Raw genomic sequence first — 17,276 nt, 5'->3', positions numbered from 1 at the left:
GGTTCTCCTTGCGCGGGTGCGGCGGGGTCAGAGGGACTGGACGGCGGCGGCTTCGACAGCGAGGCCGGCGCGATAGCGGTCGAGGTACGACGCGAAGCCCGCGACGTCCTCCGGGTCGGGGTGGGCGGTCTCGAACACGGCGCCCGCGAACACCCGCTCGCGTAGGTACTCGTCGAGGCTGTGTCCGGATGCGGCGGCCGCGAACGCGGCGAGAACCGCGATGCCCCACGCGCCACCCTCGGACGCCGTATCGGCGACCGCGACGGGCGCATCGAGCGCGCCGGCGAGGAAACGCTGCGCGACCCCGGCGGTGCGGAACATGCCCCCGTGCGCGAACATGCGGTCGAGATCGACGCCCTCGTCCGCCAGCACCCGCATGCCGAGCGCCAACGTTCCGAACACCCCGTAGAGCTGAGCGCGCATCACGTTCGCGAGCGTGAACCTGCTGTCGGGCGTGCGAACGAAGAGCGGCCGCCCCTCGGTGAGGCCCGCGATCGGTTCGCCGGCGAGGTGGTTGTAGGCGAGCAGGCCGCCCGCATCCGCCTCTCCCGCGAGCGCTTCGCGGAAGAGCGTTTCGAACGCCTGATCGGCCGAGACCGGCGCACCCGCGGCGGCCGAGAACCGCGTGAACATCTCGACCCAGGCGGCGAGCTCGCTCGCCCCGTTGTTGCAGTGCACCATCGCCACCGGGTCTCCGGCCGGAGTGGTGACGAGATCGAGTTCGTGGTGCACGTGCGCGAGCGGCTTCTCGAGCACGATCATCGCGAAGATGCTCGTCCCGGCGCTCACATTGCCCGTGCGCGGTGCGACCGACTGGGTCGCGACCATTCCGGTGCCGGCGTCGCCCTCGGGCGGGCAGAACAGGGCACCGGGCCGGAGCGCGCCGGCGGGATCGAGCAGGGCGGCGCCCGCCGCGGTCAGGTTTCCGGCCGCTTCTCCTGCCACGAGCACCTCGGGAAGCAGCTCGGCGACCCGGAGCCCGGGAGCCGCATCCGCCGCGACACCGTCGAAACGCGCGATCAGCTCGCGGTCGTAGTCGCGGGTCGACGAATCGATCGGGAACATGCCCGACGCGTCGCCGACGCCGAGCACTCGACGCCCGGTGAGCTGCCAGTGCACGTAACCCGCGAGGGTCGTCACGAAGCTCACCTCGGGTACGTGCGCCTCGCGGTCAAGCACCGCCTGATAGAGATGTGCGATCGACCAGCGGAGCGGGATGTTGGTGCCGAACAGCGCGCTGAGTTCTGCGGCCGCGGCTCCCGTGTTCGTGTTCCGCCAGGTGCGGAACGGCACGAGCAGCTCGCCGGAACGATCGAACGGCAGGTAGCCGTGCATCATCGCCGAAACACCGATCGCCGCGAGGTTCTCGATCGGCACGTCGTAGCGCGCTCGCACGTCGGCGACGAGGTCGGCGTACGCCGCCTGCAGCCCCGACCACACCTCGGCGAGCGAGTAGGTCCACATCCGGTCGACGAAGCTGTTCTCCCACTCGTGCGCGCCCACGGCGAGCACGGTCGCGGGGTCGTCGCCGATCAGGCACGCCTTGATGCGGGTCGAGCCGAACTCGATGCCGAGGGTGGCGCGCCCGTCGCGGATGGCGGCGCGGACGGCGTCGGAGGCAGAGGTGCTGTCGGTGGTCATCGTCGTTCGTCCCCGCTCTGGCCGTACACGTTCTGATATCGGTCGTACAGGCTGTCGATCGCCTCCTGCGGAAGCGGCACGAGCGGGCCGCCGTCGCGCGCGATCTGCACGGTACGCGCGACGTCTTCGACCATGACGGCGGCTTTGACCGCGTCTTTCGGGGAGACCCCGATCGTGAACGGACCGTGGTTCTGCATCAGCACGGCGCGCGAGCGGTGACCGCGGAGCGTCTCGACGATCCCGCGCCCGATGGAGTCGTCGCCGATGATCGCGAAGGGACCGACGGGGATCGGCCCGCCGAACTCGTCGGCCATCGCCGTGATCACGCAGGGGATCTCTTCACCGCGCGCCGCCCACGCGACGGCGTAGGTGGAGTGCGTGTGCACGACGCCGCCGACGCCCGGCATCTCCCGGTACACGTACGCGTGCGCCGCGGTGTCGCTCGAAGGGCTGCGCTCGCTCCCCGGCGACCCCGGCACGACGGCGCCGTCGAGGGTGCACAGGATCATGTTGTCGGGGGTGAGGTCGTCGTAGGAGACGCCCGAGGGCTTGATGACGAACAGGTCGGTGCCGGGCACGCGCCCGGAGACGTTTCCTCCGGTCCAGACGACGAGTCCGTACCGCACGAGTTCGCGGTGCAGACCCGCGACGTCGACGCGGACCGCCTGGATCGCCGCGTCCGTCGCGGTGCCGGCGCTCACCGGTCGCCCCGGTTCGCCCGCGCGGTGGGTACCGCATCCGGCTCCGTCGTGGCCAAGAGGTCGGGCGGGCAGGTCGTCACGGGGTCCTCCGTCGGGCGTCGTGGTCGCCGGGCGCGCACAGATCTCGCACGCCCGGCGTGATCCGATGTTACCGGTCACATGGCGTGCTCGCAACGGGATCAGTGCGGGCCGGGCGCGATCCTCGGCGGCGGCGCGGTCGAGCCTCGCGTCACGAGCGCGGGAGGCAGGGTCGAGACCGCATAGACCGGCGCGTCACGCTCCGGTTCGACCGTGGCCGCGAGCACCGCGGCGACGCTGCGTCGTGCCTCTCCCCCGATGTCGAGGCGCACCGTGGTGAGCGCGGGACGGTAGTACGCGGCATCCGGGTTGTCGTCGAACCCCGCCACGCTCACGTCGCCGGGAACCGAGATTCCGGATGCGGCGAGCCCCGCGACGAGCCCGAGCGCCAACTGGTCGTTCGCGCACACGATGGCGGTGGGCCCGTCGGTCTCCCGGATCGCGGCCGCCGCGACCGGGGCGACGGCTGCACCGGCCGCCGCCGACCAGTCTCCGGTCCACGCCGCCACCTCGTGCACTCCGTGCGCGGTGAGCGCCGCTCGGTATCCGGCGGCGCGGGCGATCTCATCGAGCCAGTCCGGCGGTCCGCCGAGCCGGGCGACGCGGCGGTGCCCGAGCGCGGCGAGGTACTCGACGACGAGCGCGGCCGCGGCCTGCTGCGCCGCACCGTCGTCGTGCGCGTGGAAGAGCTCGACGGGCAGGCGGCCGTCGAGGTCCGCGAGCGCACGGGCCGAACGGGTATGCGAGGCGACGACGATCAGTCCGTCGACGCCCTGGTCGCGCAGGTGCAGGGCTGCGGCGCGGACGGAGGCCGCATCCGCCGCATCCGCGTACGCCGTGGCGACCCATCGGCCGGCCTGGCGCGCGGCACTCTCGATCTCGGCGACCGCGACCGCCGGGCCGTACAGGGTGGCGTCCGACACGATCAGGCCGAGCGTCCGCGAGGTGCGGGTGCCGAGGGCACGGGCCGCGTTGTTCACCCGGTAGTCGAGTTGCGCCATGGCGTCCTGCACCCGCCGCCGGGTCTCCTCGCGAATGCGCGGGTGGTCGTTGATGACCCGCGACACCGTCTGCGCCGAGACGCCCGCAACGCGCGCCACATCCCGCACGCCGACGCGTGCGGGCCCACTGTCCGGCTCGCTCATTCCCCGAAGGCTACCGGCCCGCCGTCACGGATTCACCGGCAAAATATGCACATGGGTGCATCTCCTCGCGGTCGGAGGGAGGCGGCCGGCGGGAACGACGACCCCCGCCTCGCGGCCGCCCGGTATCGTGCTGACCCGCACGGCCCGGCCTCGCCGCACGATGCGCGCGAGGCCGCCGCGGATCGCCCGGATGCGTCGGCGGATGCCGCCACCACCCGCACCCCGACCGCCGCCGATCGGGCGGCGTACGTCGAGACGGCGATTCAACAGGCGATTCGACGCGGAGAGTTCACCGACCTGCCCGGCGCCGGCAGACCGCTCGTCGGTCTCGGAGCGACCCACGACCCCGACTGGTGGATTCGTCGCAAGATCGAACGCGAGCAGCTCCGGGGTCTCGGGCCGCCGGCCCTCATGCTGCGCGTGGAGAACCGTGAGCTCGATGCCCGCCTCGACGCCCTCGCGACCGACGGAGAGGTCCGCGAGGTGCTCGACGACTTCAACGCCCGCATCCGGTCTGCGCGGATGCAGTTGCTCGGCGGCCCGCCGGTGGTCACGCCTCTGCGTGACGTCGACGCGGAGATCATCGCCTGGCACACGCGGCGAGCGCAGCGGGCGGCCGTGGCACCGGAGCCTCCCGCGACCGGTGACCGCGGCGTGCGGAAGACGCCGCGTCGGCGATGGTGGCGGAGGCCGGAGGAAGGGACCTGACGCCGACCCGCGCGCGCTACAGGATCGCGTTCAGATAACTGATGATCGACGCGTAGACCAGAGCACCGACGCCGAGAGCCAGCAGAATCACCCCGACGTACACGAGCCAGCGAGAGTTCGTGTCGTCCGGGTTGCGTTGCCCGTCGCGCGCCATAGCCAGCATCGTACTGAGGAAATGTGTCGGGATTGTGTACGTGACGTACGCAAACCGAAGATCGTGTTCTGTCAACCCCTCCGGAGTCGGCGACGACTGTCGCAGATACTGGGGGCAGCAACACCGCTCAGATCAGATGTTCGGGTCATCTGCGACGAGTGAAGGCACGGCGCGGCGAAAGCCCCCGTGTGAGAGGAGCCCTCTCCGGTCCCCCAGCCGGAGGGGGCTCTTCCTTATCCGCTCTTCTTCAGAGAGCCGCCCCGGGGTAGCATTCTCGGCGGTAGACCCGTCAACCCTGGGCCTCGGTCGTTTCGATCGGGGCTGGCGGCGCCCGCGGCCCCCGCAACCACCCGGTGCTGGGGGCCGCATCGCCTCTCCCGCCCTCCGGGCGCGGCGCTCCCCGCGCGAATCAGCGCACGACGGCGGTCGGACCGGCCAACCGCCCGATGACCTCTTCACTCACCGATCCGAGCAGGAATCGTGCGAGCGCTCCGCGGCCGTGCGAGCCGACGACGGTGAGCCGGGCCTTCCGCGCGTGCTCTGCGATGACCTCCGCCGGGTCCCCCTCGACCACGGCCGCGCGCACGGTCAGGTCCGGGTGCGCCGCCTGGATCCGCTCGATCACCGCGTCGACGGCGGCTTCGGTCACCCCGGCGAGGTCGGTGAGATAGGTGTCGGGGTAGACGCCGAAGTCGCCGGGCACCGCGACCGGCAGCCAGGCCGAGACGAGCGTGAGCGCGTCGCCCCCGCGCGCGGCCTCGGCCGCGGCGAACTCGATGGCGGCGGCCGAGGCGTCCGACCCGTCGACGCCGACGACGATCCCGCGGCGTTCCGCATCCGCGGCGCTCGTCGCCGGGACGACGACCACGGGACTGTGCGCTCCGGCAGCGATCCGAGCGCCATGGTGGCCGCGACGCCCGTGCCCACGGGCCTCGCCGCCGATCACCAGCAGATCGGCGGTCGCCGACGCCTCCACGAGCACTCCGACCGGATCTCCGGCCACGGCGCGTGCGGTGACGGAGAGCCCGGATGCGGTCAACCCGCTCGCCTCCGCATCGAGCGCGGTGCGCGCCCGTGCCACGAGCCGATCCACGACATCGTCCTCGCCGACGACGCCGACCGCTCCGCCCACGACCGCGACGAGTTCGACGGTCTCACCCGTTCGCCGTGCACGCTCCACCGCCCACTCGAGCGCGCTCTGCGATGACGGTGCGTCCGCTACTCCGACGACGATGGTTCCCGGCATGTCACGACCTCCCCATTCCCCGCCAGGCTAGCGCTCCCTGCGCGGTAGAGTCCTTCCGTGACCGCAACTCCCGCCGCCCGCGCGCCTCGCCGCCGCCGCGGCTTCCCGCGCTGGTTGCTGGTCACGATCCTCGCGGCAGCACTCGTCGTGATCCTCGTCGTCATCGGCGTCGTCGGTTGGCTCGTCACGAGCGGCCTGCAGGCGCTCGGTGCCCAGCCGCCGGCGGTAGGGACCACGATCGTCGCCCCCGCCGAGGCGAAGTCCGCCAAGGCCGTCCTCGACGACGACGCCTCCACGCGCGAGCAGATCGAGGCCGCCCAGTACCTCGCCGCCCAGCCCACGGCGTACTGGTTGACCCCCGAGATCGATCCGATCGGTGAGGTCGGCGCGCGCGTGCTGAATCTGGCGTCCGAAGCGCGCGAACAGAACGCGAGCCTCGCGGTCGTCGTCTACGGCCTGCCCGAGCGCGACTGCGGCAACCACTCCGCCGGAGGGCTCGACGACGCGGACTACGACACCTGGACGACGCAGATCGGCGAAGCGCTCGACGCCACCAAGGACGTGCAGAAGATCGTCGTGCTCGAGCCCGACAGCCTGGCCCTCGCCCCGGAGTGCGGCAATGTCGACGAGCGGGTGGCGCAGCTGCACGACGCGGTCGGACGACTGACCGGCGTCGACACCTGGATCTACCTCGACGGCGGGCACTCGAACTGGGTCCCCGCCGATCAGATGGCCGCCCTCATCGACAGCGTCGACGTCGAGGGCGACGTGCGCGGATTCACCACCAACGTCTCGAACTTCAACACGACGACCGACGAGTTCTCGTACGCGCACGAGGTGGCGGGCATCCTCGGCTGGGGACACGCGCTGATCGACACGTCGCGCAACGGCGCCGGTGCGACACCCGACTGGTGCAACCCGCCGGGGCGCCTGGTCGGCGACGCCGGCGGCACGTACGGCGACGATGTCGTCGACACGAATCTGTGGATCAAGCCGCCCGGCGAGAGCGACGGCGAGTGCAACGGGGGCCCCGCCGCCGGTGTCTGGTGGCCGGATGCGGCCGTCGAACTGACGCGCGACGCCCGCTGAGCCCGCTCGTCGGCGAATCTCGCCGGACGACGCAACGTCCGAGCGCGGTGTGTGTTGTATGGAACAATTGGCCGCGCGGCGCTCCTTCATTCGGAGCACCGCTCGAAAGTTGACGACGGGGGCCGTGATTTCATGACCGATGCATCGGACGGGCAGAAGACTGCGGTCATCGTCGAGGACGATCCGGACGTCCGCCACCTCCTCGCAGAGGTGCTCGAAGCCGCCGGATTCTCCACCGTCTCGGTCGGCAACGGCATCGACGGCGTCCGCGCTGTGCTCGCCTACCAGCCGCTGATCACCACGCTCGACGTCAACATGCCCGGTATCGACGGCTTCGAAGCCGCTCGCCGCATCCGGGAGAAGTCGAACACCTTCATCATCATGCTGACCGGACTCGCCGACGAAGCCGACGTGGTGCTCGGCCTCGGTGCGGGCGCCGACGAGTACATCGTGAAGCCATTCCGTCCGCGCGAGTTCCGCGCGCGCGTGGAGGCGCTGCTCCGCCGACCGCGACCCGAGTCGGGCGCCGCAGCGGGCAACCCGCGTCAAGAGAGCGTCGGTCCGTCCTTCCCGGGCGCCCGGGCGCAGACCCAGGCGATCCCCGTGCAGCCCGAGATCCGGCACCCCGGCGGCGTGCCCGCCCAAGCATTCCCGGACCCCCGCGACTACCCCGCGGTCGCGGCGATGCCCGAGCCGGTGGCCCCGGTCATCCCGGTCACCGCCGTGGTGATTCCGCCCGCCAACGCTCCCGGCTCCGAGCTGGCGCCGACGAGCGCGGGTCCCGTGCCCGGCGGCGGCTACTGGCTGACCCACCGCGATCTGCAGTTGAACCCGGAAACGCGCATGGTGCTGACCGGCGGGCGCGATGTCGAGCTGACCCGCACCGAATTCGATCTGCTGGCGACGCTCCTCGAGTCGAAGCGCCGCGTGCGCAGCAAGGCCGATCTCACCCTCGTGCTGCGCGGCGAGTCCTACGTCACGTCGTACTACGTGGGCGAGGCCGACAAGCGCGCGGTCGAGGCGCACATGACGAACCTCCGCCGAAAGCTCGGTGACAACCCGGCCAACCCGCGCTACATCGAGACCGTGCGCGGTGTCGGCTACCGCCTGACGGCGGAGCTCGCCGCTCCCTGATCGGGCACGCGGCCCGCGCGGGTCAGACCTTGTAGCCCTGGTAGCGGCGGAACAGCTTCGTCAGCATGAGCAGGGTCTGCAGCACGGTCACGACACCGACGATCGGCCAGCCGATCCAGAGGATCGACGACTGGACGACGGGTCCGAGGGTCGACCATCCGAACGCGCCCACCAGCAGCACGAGCGCCAGGATGATGAACGGCGCCCAGTGGCCGATCGATGCGCCGCCACGCTCCGCCTTCGCCTGCATGGCCCAGTTGTCGACCTTCTTACGCGAGAAGAAGCGTGCCCACGAACGCACGAAGTGGCTGAGGCGGATCCACATGAAGACCTCGGCCGGGAACCCGAGGCCGGCGAACAGCATGTCGCGGTTGTTGCGTTCCTTCATCGTCATCGCGATCCGGATGTTCAGCAGGATCGCGATGCCGATCGGGATGAGCCAGATCGGTGAGAAGACGAAGGCGTTGATGGAGAGCGACCCCGCGAGGAGGATGAGGAACGCGACGCGCACGAACAGGTTCGTCAGCATCCCGAAGTTCTCGAACCACCGCAGGCGCAGGTTGGGGTGGAACGGCTGCCCCTTGGTGTCGCCGCGCTGGCCGGGCCACATGAGTTCGATCGCACCGAACGTCCACTTCACCTGCTGGGCGTCGTAGCCCTTCAGGGTTGTCATCCCGCCCACGCTGGCACGCGCGTAGGGGCTGATCTTCGTGAGGTATCCGGCGCTCTTGATCTGCAGCGAGAGGAGCGAGTCCTCGACCTCGCTGTCTTTGACCCACGGGGTGCTCTGGTGGTTCGCCTTCATGGCGTCGCGCAGCGCGTTCGTGGAGAAGATCGAGAACTGCCCGCCGAGCACCGCCATGTTGCGACCGCGCAGCAGGTTCTGCAGGTTGAAGGCGGCGAACTGCGTGCGCTGACCGGCGATCAGCCACTTCGCGATCGTGCCCTTGATGGGCGCGTCATCGATCGTGTAGATGGCCGAGATGCCGCCGATGCGCGAGTCGCTCACCGCTTCGGTCTCGAGGTACTCCACGGCGCGGGAGTCGGCGACCGTGTCACCGTCGACGCCGAGCAGGTAGTCGCAGCCCTCGACGAGCGAGTAGCCGTAGTTGAGGGCGCCGACTTTCTTGTCGGGGTTCTTGCCGATGTCGTGCACGAAGACCTCGGTGAACTGCTCGCCCAGCTCGGTCGTCACCTCGTGCGGCCCGGCGTACTGGCTCGCGATCTTCACCGTGTTGTCGGAGGTGTTGTTGATCACCACGTGGATGACGTCGGGCACGCGCGTCTGCGCGAGCAGGCTCTCGATCACCTGGGCGATCGATTCCTCCTCGTTGTACGCGGGGATGACGCAACCGATCGTGGAGCGGTGCACCGTCGTGTTCTCGAGGACGGCCATGAAGTCCTGGCCGAAGTGGTCCTCGAGCGACCCGGGGACCGCATCCGGCGCGAAGCCCTGGGGCGCCTCGATCGCCTGGGGCACCTGCGGCGAGTAGCTCATGCGCGGATCAGTCATGTCGTTTCGTCCTGTACTGACGTCGGGGTTCGACCGCGCCGCAATCGGCGCTGGGACCAGAATGCCGCATCCACCGCCGGGCGGGGCGAGTTCGAGCGCAGGCTTAGCGCAAGATTTGCGCAAGATCCTCCGGCGGGAGGACCGGTGGGAGCGTTCAGTCCTGGTAGATCGCGATCGGCAGGTACTGGTAGACGATCTGCTGCGAGAACGAGGCGTCGGTGTTGGCCGTGCCCTCGACCGCGACCGTCAGGGCGAACTCGAGCGTGAGTCCGTAGGTGTCTTCCGGCAGCTGATGGATCGTCTGCTCCGGAACGAGCAGGCCGCCCTGGAAGCTGTTGAGCAGCAGGCCGCGGTCGGATCGCTGCGTGTCGGTGGGCACGAGCGTCCGCGGGTCGGCGCTGAACTGGTACGGCTGCTGCATCTGTCCGGAGGTCTGCGTCGTCGTCGACTGGATCTGCACCGCCGAGATGAACACCCGGCGCTTCTCGGTGAGAACCGCCTTGTCATCGACGCGGTGGTCGTAGACGTTCACCGAGAAACCGAAGGTCTTCTCGCGCGTCGGAGTCCACTCCTGAGTGCGCTTGGAATCGACCGCCCACACCTCCAGCCGCAGCTCGAGATCGTCGGCCACGTCGCTGGAGAGCGACACAGACCCGTCGTAGCTGAACTGGGAGTTGAAGGCCATGGATGCGGACGGGCTCGCCGACGGCCGAACGAACGTGTTCTCGGCGGTTGAGTCGGACGACGTGTTGCCCTGCGCCGCGTTGAACGCGTCGACGAGTTGCGTGCATCCCGACAGGGCGAGAGCACCGACGAGGGCGACTGCCACGAGGGACAGTCGCCGGGTACCGGAAACGGAAGGACGACGAAGGCTCACTGATCACTCCTCGGAGAGGTCCGCGGACAAGGCGGAAGACGGTTCGGGTGTCACCGTCGGGTCATCGAGGAAAACGCAGACAGCGCCGAAAGTATATGGCAAAACCGCCGATTCGAACACGCCCGGGATTCGGCACGCCCGGTGGAGCGGGTCTGCGGCTACTCGCCGCCGCCGGAGATCGCGATGGTGAGGGTGTCGCTGGCGGTCTGTTTCGCGTACTCGGCCGACGTCGGAGTGGTCTGCACGAGGAAGTCGTACGTGAACTGCACCGTCACGAACGTCGCTTCCGGGGGCACCTCGCCGACGTTGAACGTCTGCGAGTAGCTGTACGGCGAGAGCACGAGGTAGCCCGGGCTCACCGAGGACTGGTCGGTCTGGGCGGAAAGTGCCGGGAAGGACGTGGACGCGTTCCCCGGGACCGCCACCATGCTGGCCTTCTGCAGGTACACCTTCTGGCCGTCATCGGGTGTCACGGTCGTCACCATGGAGACGCTGATCGGTTTCAGCGCGGTCGCCGTCCACCGGTCCATCGAGAGCGTCGACCAGTAGTCGATCGTGGCGGCAACGGCACCGGCCGTGACCTGGCGCTGCGTCGACCCGCTCGACAGATCGTTCGAAACCGGCGTCGGCACGGGGCTGTTGCGGCTCGCCGACGGCGAAGGGGACGCCCCCGCACCGCCCGCATTCCACGGCGCCTGCCCGCATCCGGCCAGGGCGAGGAGGGCGGCAAGCGTCGCGGCGGCCACCGCATACCGGCGACTGCGCGTCATCTGTTCCCCCATCCGATGGCAATGATTCCGTCAGTCTAGACTCGCGCGAAGCCTGCCCGGACGCACCCCGTAGGGTGAGGGCGTGACGAATCCGCTGCTTCCGCGCCCGGCTCGAACGGCGGGCCGCGTCTTCGTGTGGGTCCTCCTGGCCGTCGCCGTGCTCACCGTGGCCGCGGCCGCGTGGCTCGGTGTGCGCGGATACCTCGCCTATTCGCACCTCCGATCCGCGGAATCCGCCGCCCGTCAGCTTTCCGCCGACGTCGGCGATCCCGCCACCGCAGCGGCCGGTCTTCCCGCCATCTCCTCCGACACCGCGGCGGCGCGCGCGCTGACGTCAGACCCGATCTGGACAGCGGCCGAATCGCTTCCGTGGGTCGGCCCTCAGCTGTCGACGGTCGGCACGCTCGCCGCATCCATCGACGACGTCGCGGGATCCGCGCTCGAGCCCCTCGTCGATCTGGCCTCGACCTTCTCCGTCGATTCGCTGCGCCCGACAGATGGCCGTTTCGACCTCACCAAGTTCGACTCCATGCAGACGGCGGCCGCCTCGAGCGCAGCGCAGGTCGGCGTCGCGGCGAACACCCTGCAGAACATCGACCGCGGCCCGCTTCTGCCCGTGCTCGCGACGAGCGTCGACGAGGTCGGGGAGCTGCTCGGCACGGTGCAGACGGCGGCGGATGCGGTCAGCCGCACCACAGCGCTCATGCCCGCGATGCTCGGCGAAGACGGCCCTCGCAATTACCTGGTCGTGTTCCAGAACAACGCCGAGTGGCGCTCGCTCGGCGGCATCGTCGGGGCCATGGCCATGATCCACACCGAGGACGGCTCGCTCACTCTCGCCGCCCAGGGATCATCCTCGGACTTCACGAAGTACGACACCCCGGTGCTCGACATCGGCCCGGAGCTGACCGGAATCATGGGCGCGAAGCCCGCCCAGTTCATCCAGAACGCGACCCAGGTGCCGTCGTTCCCCCTCGCCGCCGAACTCGCCCGCGAGATGTGGGCCCGCGAGACCGGCACCCAGGTCGACGGAGTGCTCTCACTCGACCCCGTCGCCCTGTCGTACCTGTTGAAAGCGACCGGGCCGATCACGCTACCGACCGGAGACGTGCTCAGCAGCGAGAACGCCACGCAGCTCCTCCTCAACGAGGTCTACCAGCGGTATGAGCGGCCCGCCGATCAGGATGCGTTCTTCCAGGCCGCCGCCGCATCCGTCTTCGGCGCTCTCGCCGCCGGGAGCGCCGACCCCGCGACGCTGATCAGCGCACTCGCGCAAGCGGGCGAGGAGCAGCGGCTGCTCATCTGGAACGCGAACGAGACCGAGCAGGCGATTCTCGACGGCACGACCCTGCAGGGGGACCTTCCCGAGACGGATGCGGAGCAGACCGCGTTCGGCGTATACGTCAACGACGGCACCGGATCGAAGATGGACTACTACATGACGCTCGGCACCGGCGTCGCCTGGTGCACCGACACGGAGTCCACGCCCGACGCCGCGCTCACGGTCACGCTCCGAGACGATGCTCCCGCGGATGCCGCCTCTCTCCCGGCCTACATCACCGGTAACGGCGGCTTCGGGGTGGAGGCCGGCCTCACCGAGACCATCACCTACCTGTACCTGCCCGAGGGCAGCGAGGTCGTGGCGACCTCCTCATCCGGCGGCGGATCCGAGACCGGCTTCGGTACCGGCACCGACAGCGGACGCACCGTGCTCACCTGGTCGACGACGCTCCGCCCGGGCGAAGAGGCGACCGCCACCGTCCGGGTGCGGACGCCGCCGACCGCATCGCTCGTCGCCGAGACCACCCCCGTCCTCCCCGGAAAAGCGCAAGAGGTCGAAGCCCGCTGCTCGGCCGCGGGATAATCTCAGAACACCCGCCCTCACCGCTGTGCCGCTCCCCCCGGCTGAACGGAATGCAATGCCCCGTCGACTGTCGCGTTTCGCGGCCGCATCCGCCCTCGCCGCGATTCTGACCCTCGTTCCGGTTGCCGCGTTCGCTTATCCCCCGAACGACGCCGCCCGCGTGACGCAGACATCCGTCGACCCCGGCGGCTCCGTGCAATTGAGCGTCGCGGCGGACGTCTTCACCCCGGGTGAGCAGGTGACGATCACGGTGCGCGGCGAGAACGCCTCGGGTGTCACGTTCGCGATGGTGCGGACGGCACTCGAGACCCGCATCTATACCGACGCGCGCGCGAACTCCGACGGGGGCCTCGATCCGCTCACCGTCACCTTCCCCGCGGATGCAGCCGGCGCCTACACGATCGCCGTGTTCTCGCCCTCGACGCCCGGCGACACCGTCACGGTGACCGTGGGCAGCCTCTCGGTCACGGGAATCGACAGCCAGTCGGTGCTTGGCATCTGGGTGGGAGGCGCCGCACTCATCGTCGCCGGCGCGCTCATCGCCGTGACGGCGACGGTCGCCCGGCACCGGCGACGTCACGCCGACTGAGCGCCGATCAGGCGACGCGGGACGCCGACGACGCGCTCGGCAGCTCGGCGGTGACGAGGATCGGCAGATGGTCGCTGAGCCCCTGCGGGAGCGTCCTGACGTGCGCGATCTCGAACCCCGACGACGTCGCGAAGTCGTAGTGCCCGCGGAAGAAGCGGTACCGCGTGTAGGTGCGCGAGTCGCTCAGGGTGAGCTCGTAGCCCTGATCGCGCACGCGCTGACCGAGCTTCTCTTTGAAGACCGGGTAGTTGTAGTCCCCGACCATCAGGGCCGGGAGACCGGGGCCGAGGTTCTGCAGCGCCCCGAGCGCCGTGCGGATCTGATGCCGCCGGAGCGAGTTCAGCGCGGTCAGCGGCGCCGCGTGGAAGGACGCCACGATGAACTCCTGGCCGGCGTCGATGTCGTGCAGCCGGACGCCCAGCATCCGCTCCTCCGCCGGCTTCAGCACCCGGTCGTGCAGGGACTTCTTCAGCGATAGCGCCCGCACCTCCTCGAGGCGGAAGCTGCTCTCGCGGTAGTAGACCGCGAGTCCCAAGCGGTTGCGCACCGTGGCATCGGCGAGACGGAGCCCGCCGGTGCGCTCGGGGAGGTCGGTGGTGTCGGCCTCCTGCAAGCAGAGGATGTCGGCGCCGTGGCGATCGGCGAGATCCGCGATCTCCACCGCAGCGCGGTGTTTGCGGAGGTTGTAGGAGATGACCTTCATCAGATACCCCACCCTAGGCCCGGCGGATGGCCGCGCCGTGACCGCTTGACGAACTCAAAGGTAGGCGTCAGTCGGCGACGCGTCGTGCCCGCGTCTGCGCGGCCCGACCGGCCAGCAGCTCGTCGGCGGGGTAGCCGACCTCCGCCAGGACGAGGCCCCGCGCGGCGAGCACCGCGAACGCACTCGTACGCACCGCCGCGTCACGCAGCAGCGCCGCGTCGGCGACCTCGAGCCGCCCCGCGCCCACGGCGGCGCACGCCCCGACGAGGGCGCGCACCATGCTGTGGCAGAACGCATCCGCCCGCACATTCGCGATCAGCGCGCCATCCTCGTCGCGATGCCAGTCGAACTCGAGAAGCGTGCGGATGGTGGTGGCCTCCTCGCGCGGCTTGCAGTAGGCCGCGAAGTCGTGGAGACCGATGAGCGAGCGCGCGGCCGCGTCCATCGCCGCGACGTCGAGGTGGCCGCGCACCTGCGTCGTACGCTCGCGCTGGAACGGGTCGTAGCCGGTGCTGTCATCGGCGAGACGGTAGGCGTAGCGCCGCCAGACGGCGGAGAACCGCGCATCGAAACCCTCCGGGGCGAGCGAGGTGCGCCGCAGCGTCACGTCGGGGTACGCGCCCAGCACGCCCCGCACGCGCGCCGCGAGCGCCGCGACCGGGTCATCCGGCGTGCGTCGCCCCAGCGTCAGTCGCCGCACCTGCGCCTCGTCCAGATCCAGATGCGCGACCTGTCCGCTCGCGTGCACACCGGCGTCGGTGCGCCCCGCGACCACGAGGGTCGGGGTTCCCGACAGGATGCGGGCGAGCGCATCCTCGAGCGTTCCCTGCACCGTGCGAAGCCCGGGTTGACGCGCCCATCCGCGAAAATGCGTGCCGTCGTAGGCGATGTCGAGGCGGATCCGCATCCGACCAGCCTACGGGCCGACGACTCGGCGCGAACGAGGTCCGGCCGTAGACTGGAGGGTCCCCGCAGGACCCTTCCGCCATGATCCCCCACGAATCCCCGACTCCTCCGCGCGCCCGGTTCGCCGGCCTCGACGGCCTCCGCGCGATCGCCGTCGCGCTCGTCGTGATCTACCACCTCTTCCCCGGCTCGTGGGTGCGCGGCGGCTTCATCGGGGTCGACGTCTTCTTCGTCATCAGCGGGTTCCTGATCACCTCGCTCCTCCTCCGTGAGAAGTCGGATACCGGCCGCATCGGCCTCCTGGCGTTCTGGCGGCGGCGTGCTCGACGCCTCCTCCCCGCGCTCGCCCTCGTCCTCGTCGTCGCCGCCAGCGCCGCGTGGATGCTCGGCGGCGACATCCTCGTCGGTCTCGGTCGGCAGCTCCTCGGCGCGGTGACGTTCAGCTACAACTGGGCCTCGATCTCCGCGGGTGCGGACTACTTCGGCGCCGACGGCTCCGAGCTCTTCCGGAACCTCTGGTCACTCGCGGTCGAAGAGCAGTTCTACCTCGTCTGGCCGGTTCTGCTCCTGCTTCTGCTCCTCCTCCCCCGCACCTGGATGCGCGTCGCGATCGTCGGAGCGCTCGGTGCCGCGTCGGCCGGATGGATGACGGCGCTCGTCATCACGGGAGGCGCGACGCCCGCATCCGTCAGTGCCGAGATCACCCGCGTCTACTTCGGCACCGACACGCACGCGTTCGGACTGCTGCTGGGAGTCGCGGTCGCGTTCCTCTGGCGAACCGTGAGCCAGCGCGCATGGGTGCAGCGTGCCGCCGTGCGCCGCGGGGCCGAGGCCGTCGGCATCATGGCGACGATCGGCCTCATCGCGGTCGCCACCATCCCGCAGGGGCAGACGATCGCCACGTTCCCGGGCGCACTGCTGGCCGCCAGCGGGTTGTCCGCCGTGGCGATCGTCGCCGGATGCTGGCCGGGCTCGGTGTTCGGGAGAGTACTCGACGTCGGGCTGCTTCGGTGGCTCGGCAACCGCTCCTACGGCCTGTACCTCTGGCACTGGCCGGTGCTGGTGCTCCTCGTGGCCGCCGTACAGGAGACGGGGCCCGACCGCCCGTTCCCCGTGTGGATCGGCGCGGCCGCCCTCGCCATCGCGCTCGTCGCCACGGAGGCGTCGTACCGCTTCTGCGAGATGCCGGTGCGGCGCCTCGGATTCCGCGGCAGCATCCGTGCCCTCCGCGCCGGTATCCGGAGCGGAGGACGCCGCCGCGCGGCCGTCGTGACCGCGGTCGCGGCATCCGTCGCGCTCCTCGCCGGCACCGTCGCGGGTGTGGTCTCGGCGCCGGCCGTGTCGAGCGGCGAGGCCGTCGTCGAAGCGGGCATGGCCGCCCTCCGCGACAACCCGCCCGCGGAACGGATCCCTGCCGGCCCGGGAGTGACGGGCGATCAGATCACGGCCGTCGGAGACTCGGTCATGCTGGCATCGGCACCGGGTCTTCTCGCCCGCTTTCCCGGCATCCACGTTGACGCCGCCGTCTCCAGGTCGATGTATGCCGCTCCGGGAATCCTCCGCGACCTCGCCGCAGCCGGGCAGCTTCGGCCCTACGTCGTGGTCGCACTCGGCACGAACGGTGCGATCTCGGAGCGCTCGCTCGACAGCATCCTCGACGCCATCGGTCCCGACCGTCAGCTCGTGCTCGTGAACGCATTCGCTCCTCGGGACTGGATCGCCGGAGTCAACACCGAGCTGTCGGAGTACGCGCGCACGCATCCGACCGTGCAGGTTGCAGATTGGGCTGACGCGATCGCCCCGCATCCGGACCTGCTTGCCGGCGACCACATCCACCCCGGCGAGGCGGGTGGGCGCGTGTTCGCGGATGCGGTCGCCGACGCGCTCGAGCAGGCGCAGCGCGCGCAGGCCCGCTCCGCGGAGTTCGCCGAGCAGCGCCGCTTCGCCCAGGAGCTCCGCCAGGAGCAACTGTTCCAGCCCCCCGGCGCCCCGCACCCCTCCTGACCTCCGGCAGCGCCCTTCCGCCCCCATCCGACCGCGAGACGGGATCTTCGCGCCGAGACAGCGGGGTTACCCCACGGTCTCGGCGCCCAGATCCCGTCTCGCGGATGGCGTGCACACGCGGGCGCGCAAAAGCGAAACCCGCGGGACTCGGATG

General features: G+C 70.4%; 16 protein-coding genes. 6 read left to right on the top strand and 10 right to left on the bottom strand.

Translation table 11 applies throughout. From position 1 onward, the window contains the following. Positions 1–27: 27 nt before the first annotated feature. The 3 genes from LQ938_RS02430 to LQ938_RS02420 all read right to left on the bottom strand — a co-directional run bounded on the left by LQ938_RS02430 (position 28) and on the right by LQ938_RS02420 (position 3,565). On the bottom strand, positions 28–1,641 hold the full coding sequence (locus tag LQ938_RS02430) for a xylulokinase (RefSeq protein ID WP_223722470.1): 1,614 nt from the start codon (positions 1,639–1,641) through the stop codon (positions 28–30). Then, positions 1,638–2,342 carry an L-ribulose-5-phosphate 4-epimerase gene (locus LQ938_RS02425; RefSeq protein ID WP_223722469.1) on the bottom strand — a complete coding sequence of 235 codons (705 nt, stop codon included), beginning with the start codon at positions 2,340–2,342 and terminating at the stop codon, positions 1,638–1,640. Before LQ938_RS02425 ends, LQ938_RS02430 begins: the two co-directional genes overlap by 4 nt. A gap of 179 nt (positions 2,343–2,521) precedes the next feature. Next, complete coding sequence (locus LQ938_RS02420; protein WP_223722468.1) at positions 2,522–3,565, bottom strand: LacI family DNA-binding transcriptional regulator; 1,044 nt, start codon at positions 3,563–3,565, stop codon at positions 2,522–2,524. Between the two features lie 51 nt (positions 3,566–3,616). On the opposite strand from LQ938_RS02420, the gene LQ938_RS02415 reads away from it, so the two are divergent. Further along, positions 3,617–4,273, top strand: coding sequence for a J-domain-containing protein (locus tag LQ938_RS02415; protein ID WP_223722467.1), 657 nt, complete (start codon positions 3,617–3,619; stop codon positions 4,271–4,273). A 16-nt stretch (positions 4,274–4,289) separates the two neighbouring features. Here the strand turns inward: LQ938_RS02415 and LQ938_RS02410 are convergent, their stop codons facing one another. Together LQ938_RS02410 and LQ938_RS02405 are read right to left on the bottom strand one after the other, a co-directional pair. Further along, positions 4,290–4,427, bottom strand: a complete 138-nt coding sequence (locus tag LQ938_RS02410; RefSeq protein WP_223722466.1) for a hypothetical protein — start codon at positions 4,425–4,427, stop codon at positions 4,290–4,292. Positions 4,428–4,836: 409 nt separating this feature from the next. Then, positions 4,837–5,673 carry a universal stress protein gene (locus LQ938_RS02405; RefSeq protein WP_223722465.1) on the bottom strand — a complete coding sequence of 279 codons (837 nt, stop codon included), beginning with the start codon at positions 5,671–5,673 and terminating at the stop codon, positions 4,837–4,839. Positions 5,674–5,730: 57 nt separating this feature from the next. Here LQ938_RS02405 and LQ938_RS02400 point away from each other — a divergent pair, with 57 nt between their 5' ends. After that, on the top strand, positions 5,731–6,762 hold the full coding sequence (locus LQ938_RS02400; protein ID WP_223722464.1) for a glycoside hydrolase family 6 protein: 1,032 nt from the start codon (positions 5,731–5,733) through the stop codon (positions 6,760–6,762). 132 nt (positions 6,763–6,894) lie between these two features. Beyond that, entirely contained in the window at positions 6,895–7,896 is a 1,002-nt protein-coding gene (locus LQ938_RS02395) for a response regulator transcription factor (protein ID WP_223722463.1), read from the top strand. A 22-nt stretch (positions 7,897–7,918) separates the two neighbouring features. Here the strand turns inward: LQ938_RS02395 and LQ938_RS02390 are convergent, their stop codons facing one another. The 3 genes from LQ938_RS02390 to LQ938_RS02380 all read right to left on the bottom strand — a co-directional run bounded on the left by LQ938_RS02390 (position 7,919) and on the right by LQ938_RS02380 (position 11,056). Continuing rightward, positions 7,919–9,409, bottom strand: coding sequence for a glycosyltransferase family 2 protein (locus LQ938_RS02390; protein WP_223722462.1), 1,491 nt, complete (start codon positions 9,407–9,409; stop codon positions 7,919–7,921). Positions 9,410–9,563: 154 nt separating this feature from the next. Next, positions 9,564–10,238 carry a fructose 1,6-bisphosphatase gene (locus LQ938_RS02385; protein ID WP_223722461.1) on the bottom strand — a complete coding sequence of 225 codons (675 nt, stop codon included), beginning with the start codon at positions 10,236–10,238 and terminating at the stop codon, positions 9,564–9,566. Positions 10,239–10,444: 206 nt separating this feature from the next. After that, positions 10,445–11,056 carry a hypothetical protein gene (locus LQ938_RS02380; RefSeq protein ID WP_223722460.1) on the bottom strand — a complete coding sequence of 204 codons (612 nt, stop codon included), beginning with the start codon at positions 11,054–11,056 and terminating at the stop codon, positions 10,445–10,447. Positions 11,057–11,138: 82 nt separating this feature from the next. Here LQ938_RS02380 and LQ938_RS02375 point away from each other — a divergent pair, with 82 nt between their 5' ends. Both LQ938_RS02375 and LQ938_RS02370 read left to right on the top strand, forming a co-directional pair. Next, complete coding sequence (locus tag LQ938_RS02375; protein ID WP_223722459.1) at positions 11,139–12,920, top strand: DUF4012 domain-containing protein; 1,782 nt, start codon at positions 11,139–11,141, stop codon at positions 12,918–12,920. Positions 12,921–12,975: 55 nt separating this feature from the next. Then, on the top strand, positions 12,976–13,509 hold the full coding sequence (locus tag LQ938_RS02370) for a hypothetical protein (RefSeq protein WP_223722458.1): 534 nt from the start codon (positions 12,976–12,978) through the stop codon (positions 13,507–13,509). A gap of 7 nt (positions 13,510–13,516) precedes the next feature. On the opposite strand, the gene LQ938_RS02365 is transcribed toward LQ938_RS02370, so the two are convergent. Both LQ938_RS02365 and truA read right to left on the bottom strand, forming a co-directional pair. After that, the gene (locus LQ938_RS02365) at positions 13,517–14,212 is read right to left on the bottom strand and encodes an endonuclease/exonuclease/phosphatase family protein (protein WP_223722457.1); all 696 of its coding nucleotides are present in this window, start codon (positions 14,210–14,212) and stop codon (positions 13,517–13,519) included. A gap of 67 nt (positions 14,213–14,279) precedes the next feature. After that, positions 14,280–15,119, bottom strand: coding sequence for a tRNA pseudouridine(38-40) synthase TruA (gene truA, locus LQ938_RS02360; RefSeq protein WP_223722456.1), 840 nt, complete (start codon positions 15,117–15,119; stop codon positions 14,280–14,282). Positions 15,120–15,199: 80 nt separating this feature from the next. On the opposite strand from truA, the gene LQ938_RS02355 reads away from it, so the two are divergent. After that, positions 15,200–17,122: an acyltransferase family protein gene (locus tag LQ938_RS02355; RefSeq protein WP_223722455.1), complete on the top strand. Its 1,923-nt coding sequence runs from the start codon at positions 15,200–15,202 to the stop codon at positions 17,120–17,122. Positions 17,123–17,276 lie beyond the last annotated feature (154 nt).

The sequence above is a fragment of the Microbacterium sp. cx-55 genome (genome assembly GCF_021117345.1).
GTDB lineage: Bacteria > Actinomycetota > Actinomycetes > Actinomycetales > Microbacteriaceae > Microbacterium.
The sequence above is the reverse complement of the archived record's forward strand: the minus strand, read 5'-3'. Positions and strand labels throughout refer to the sequence as shown.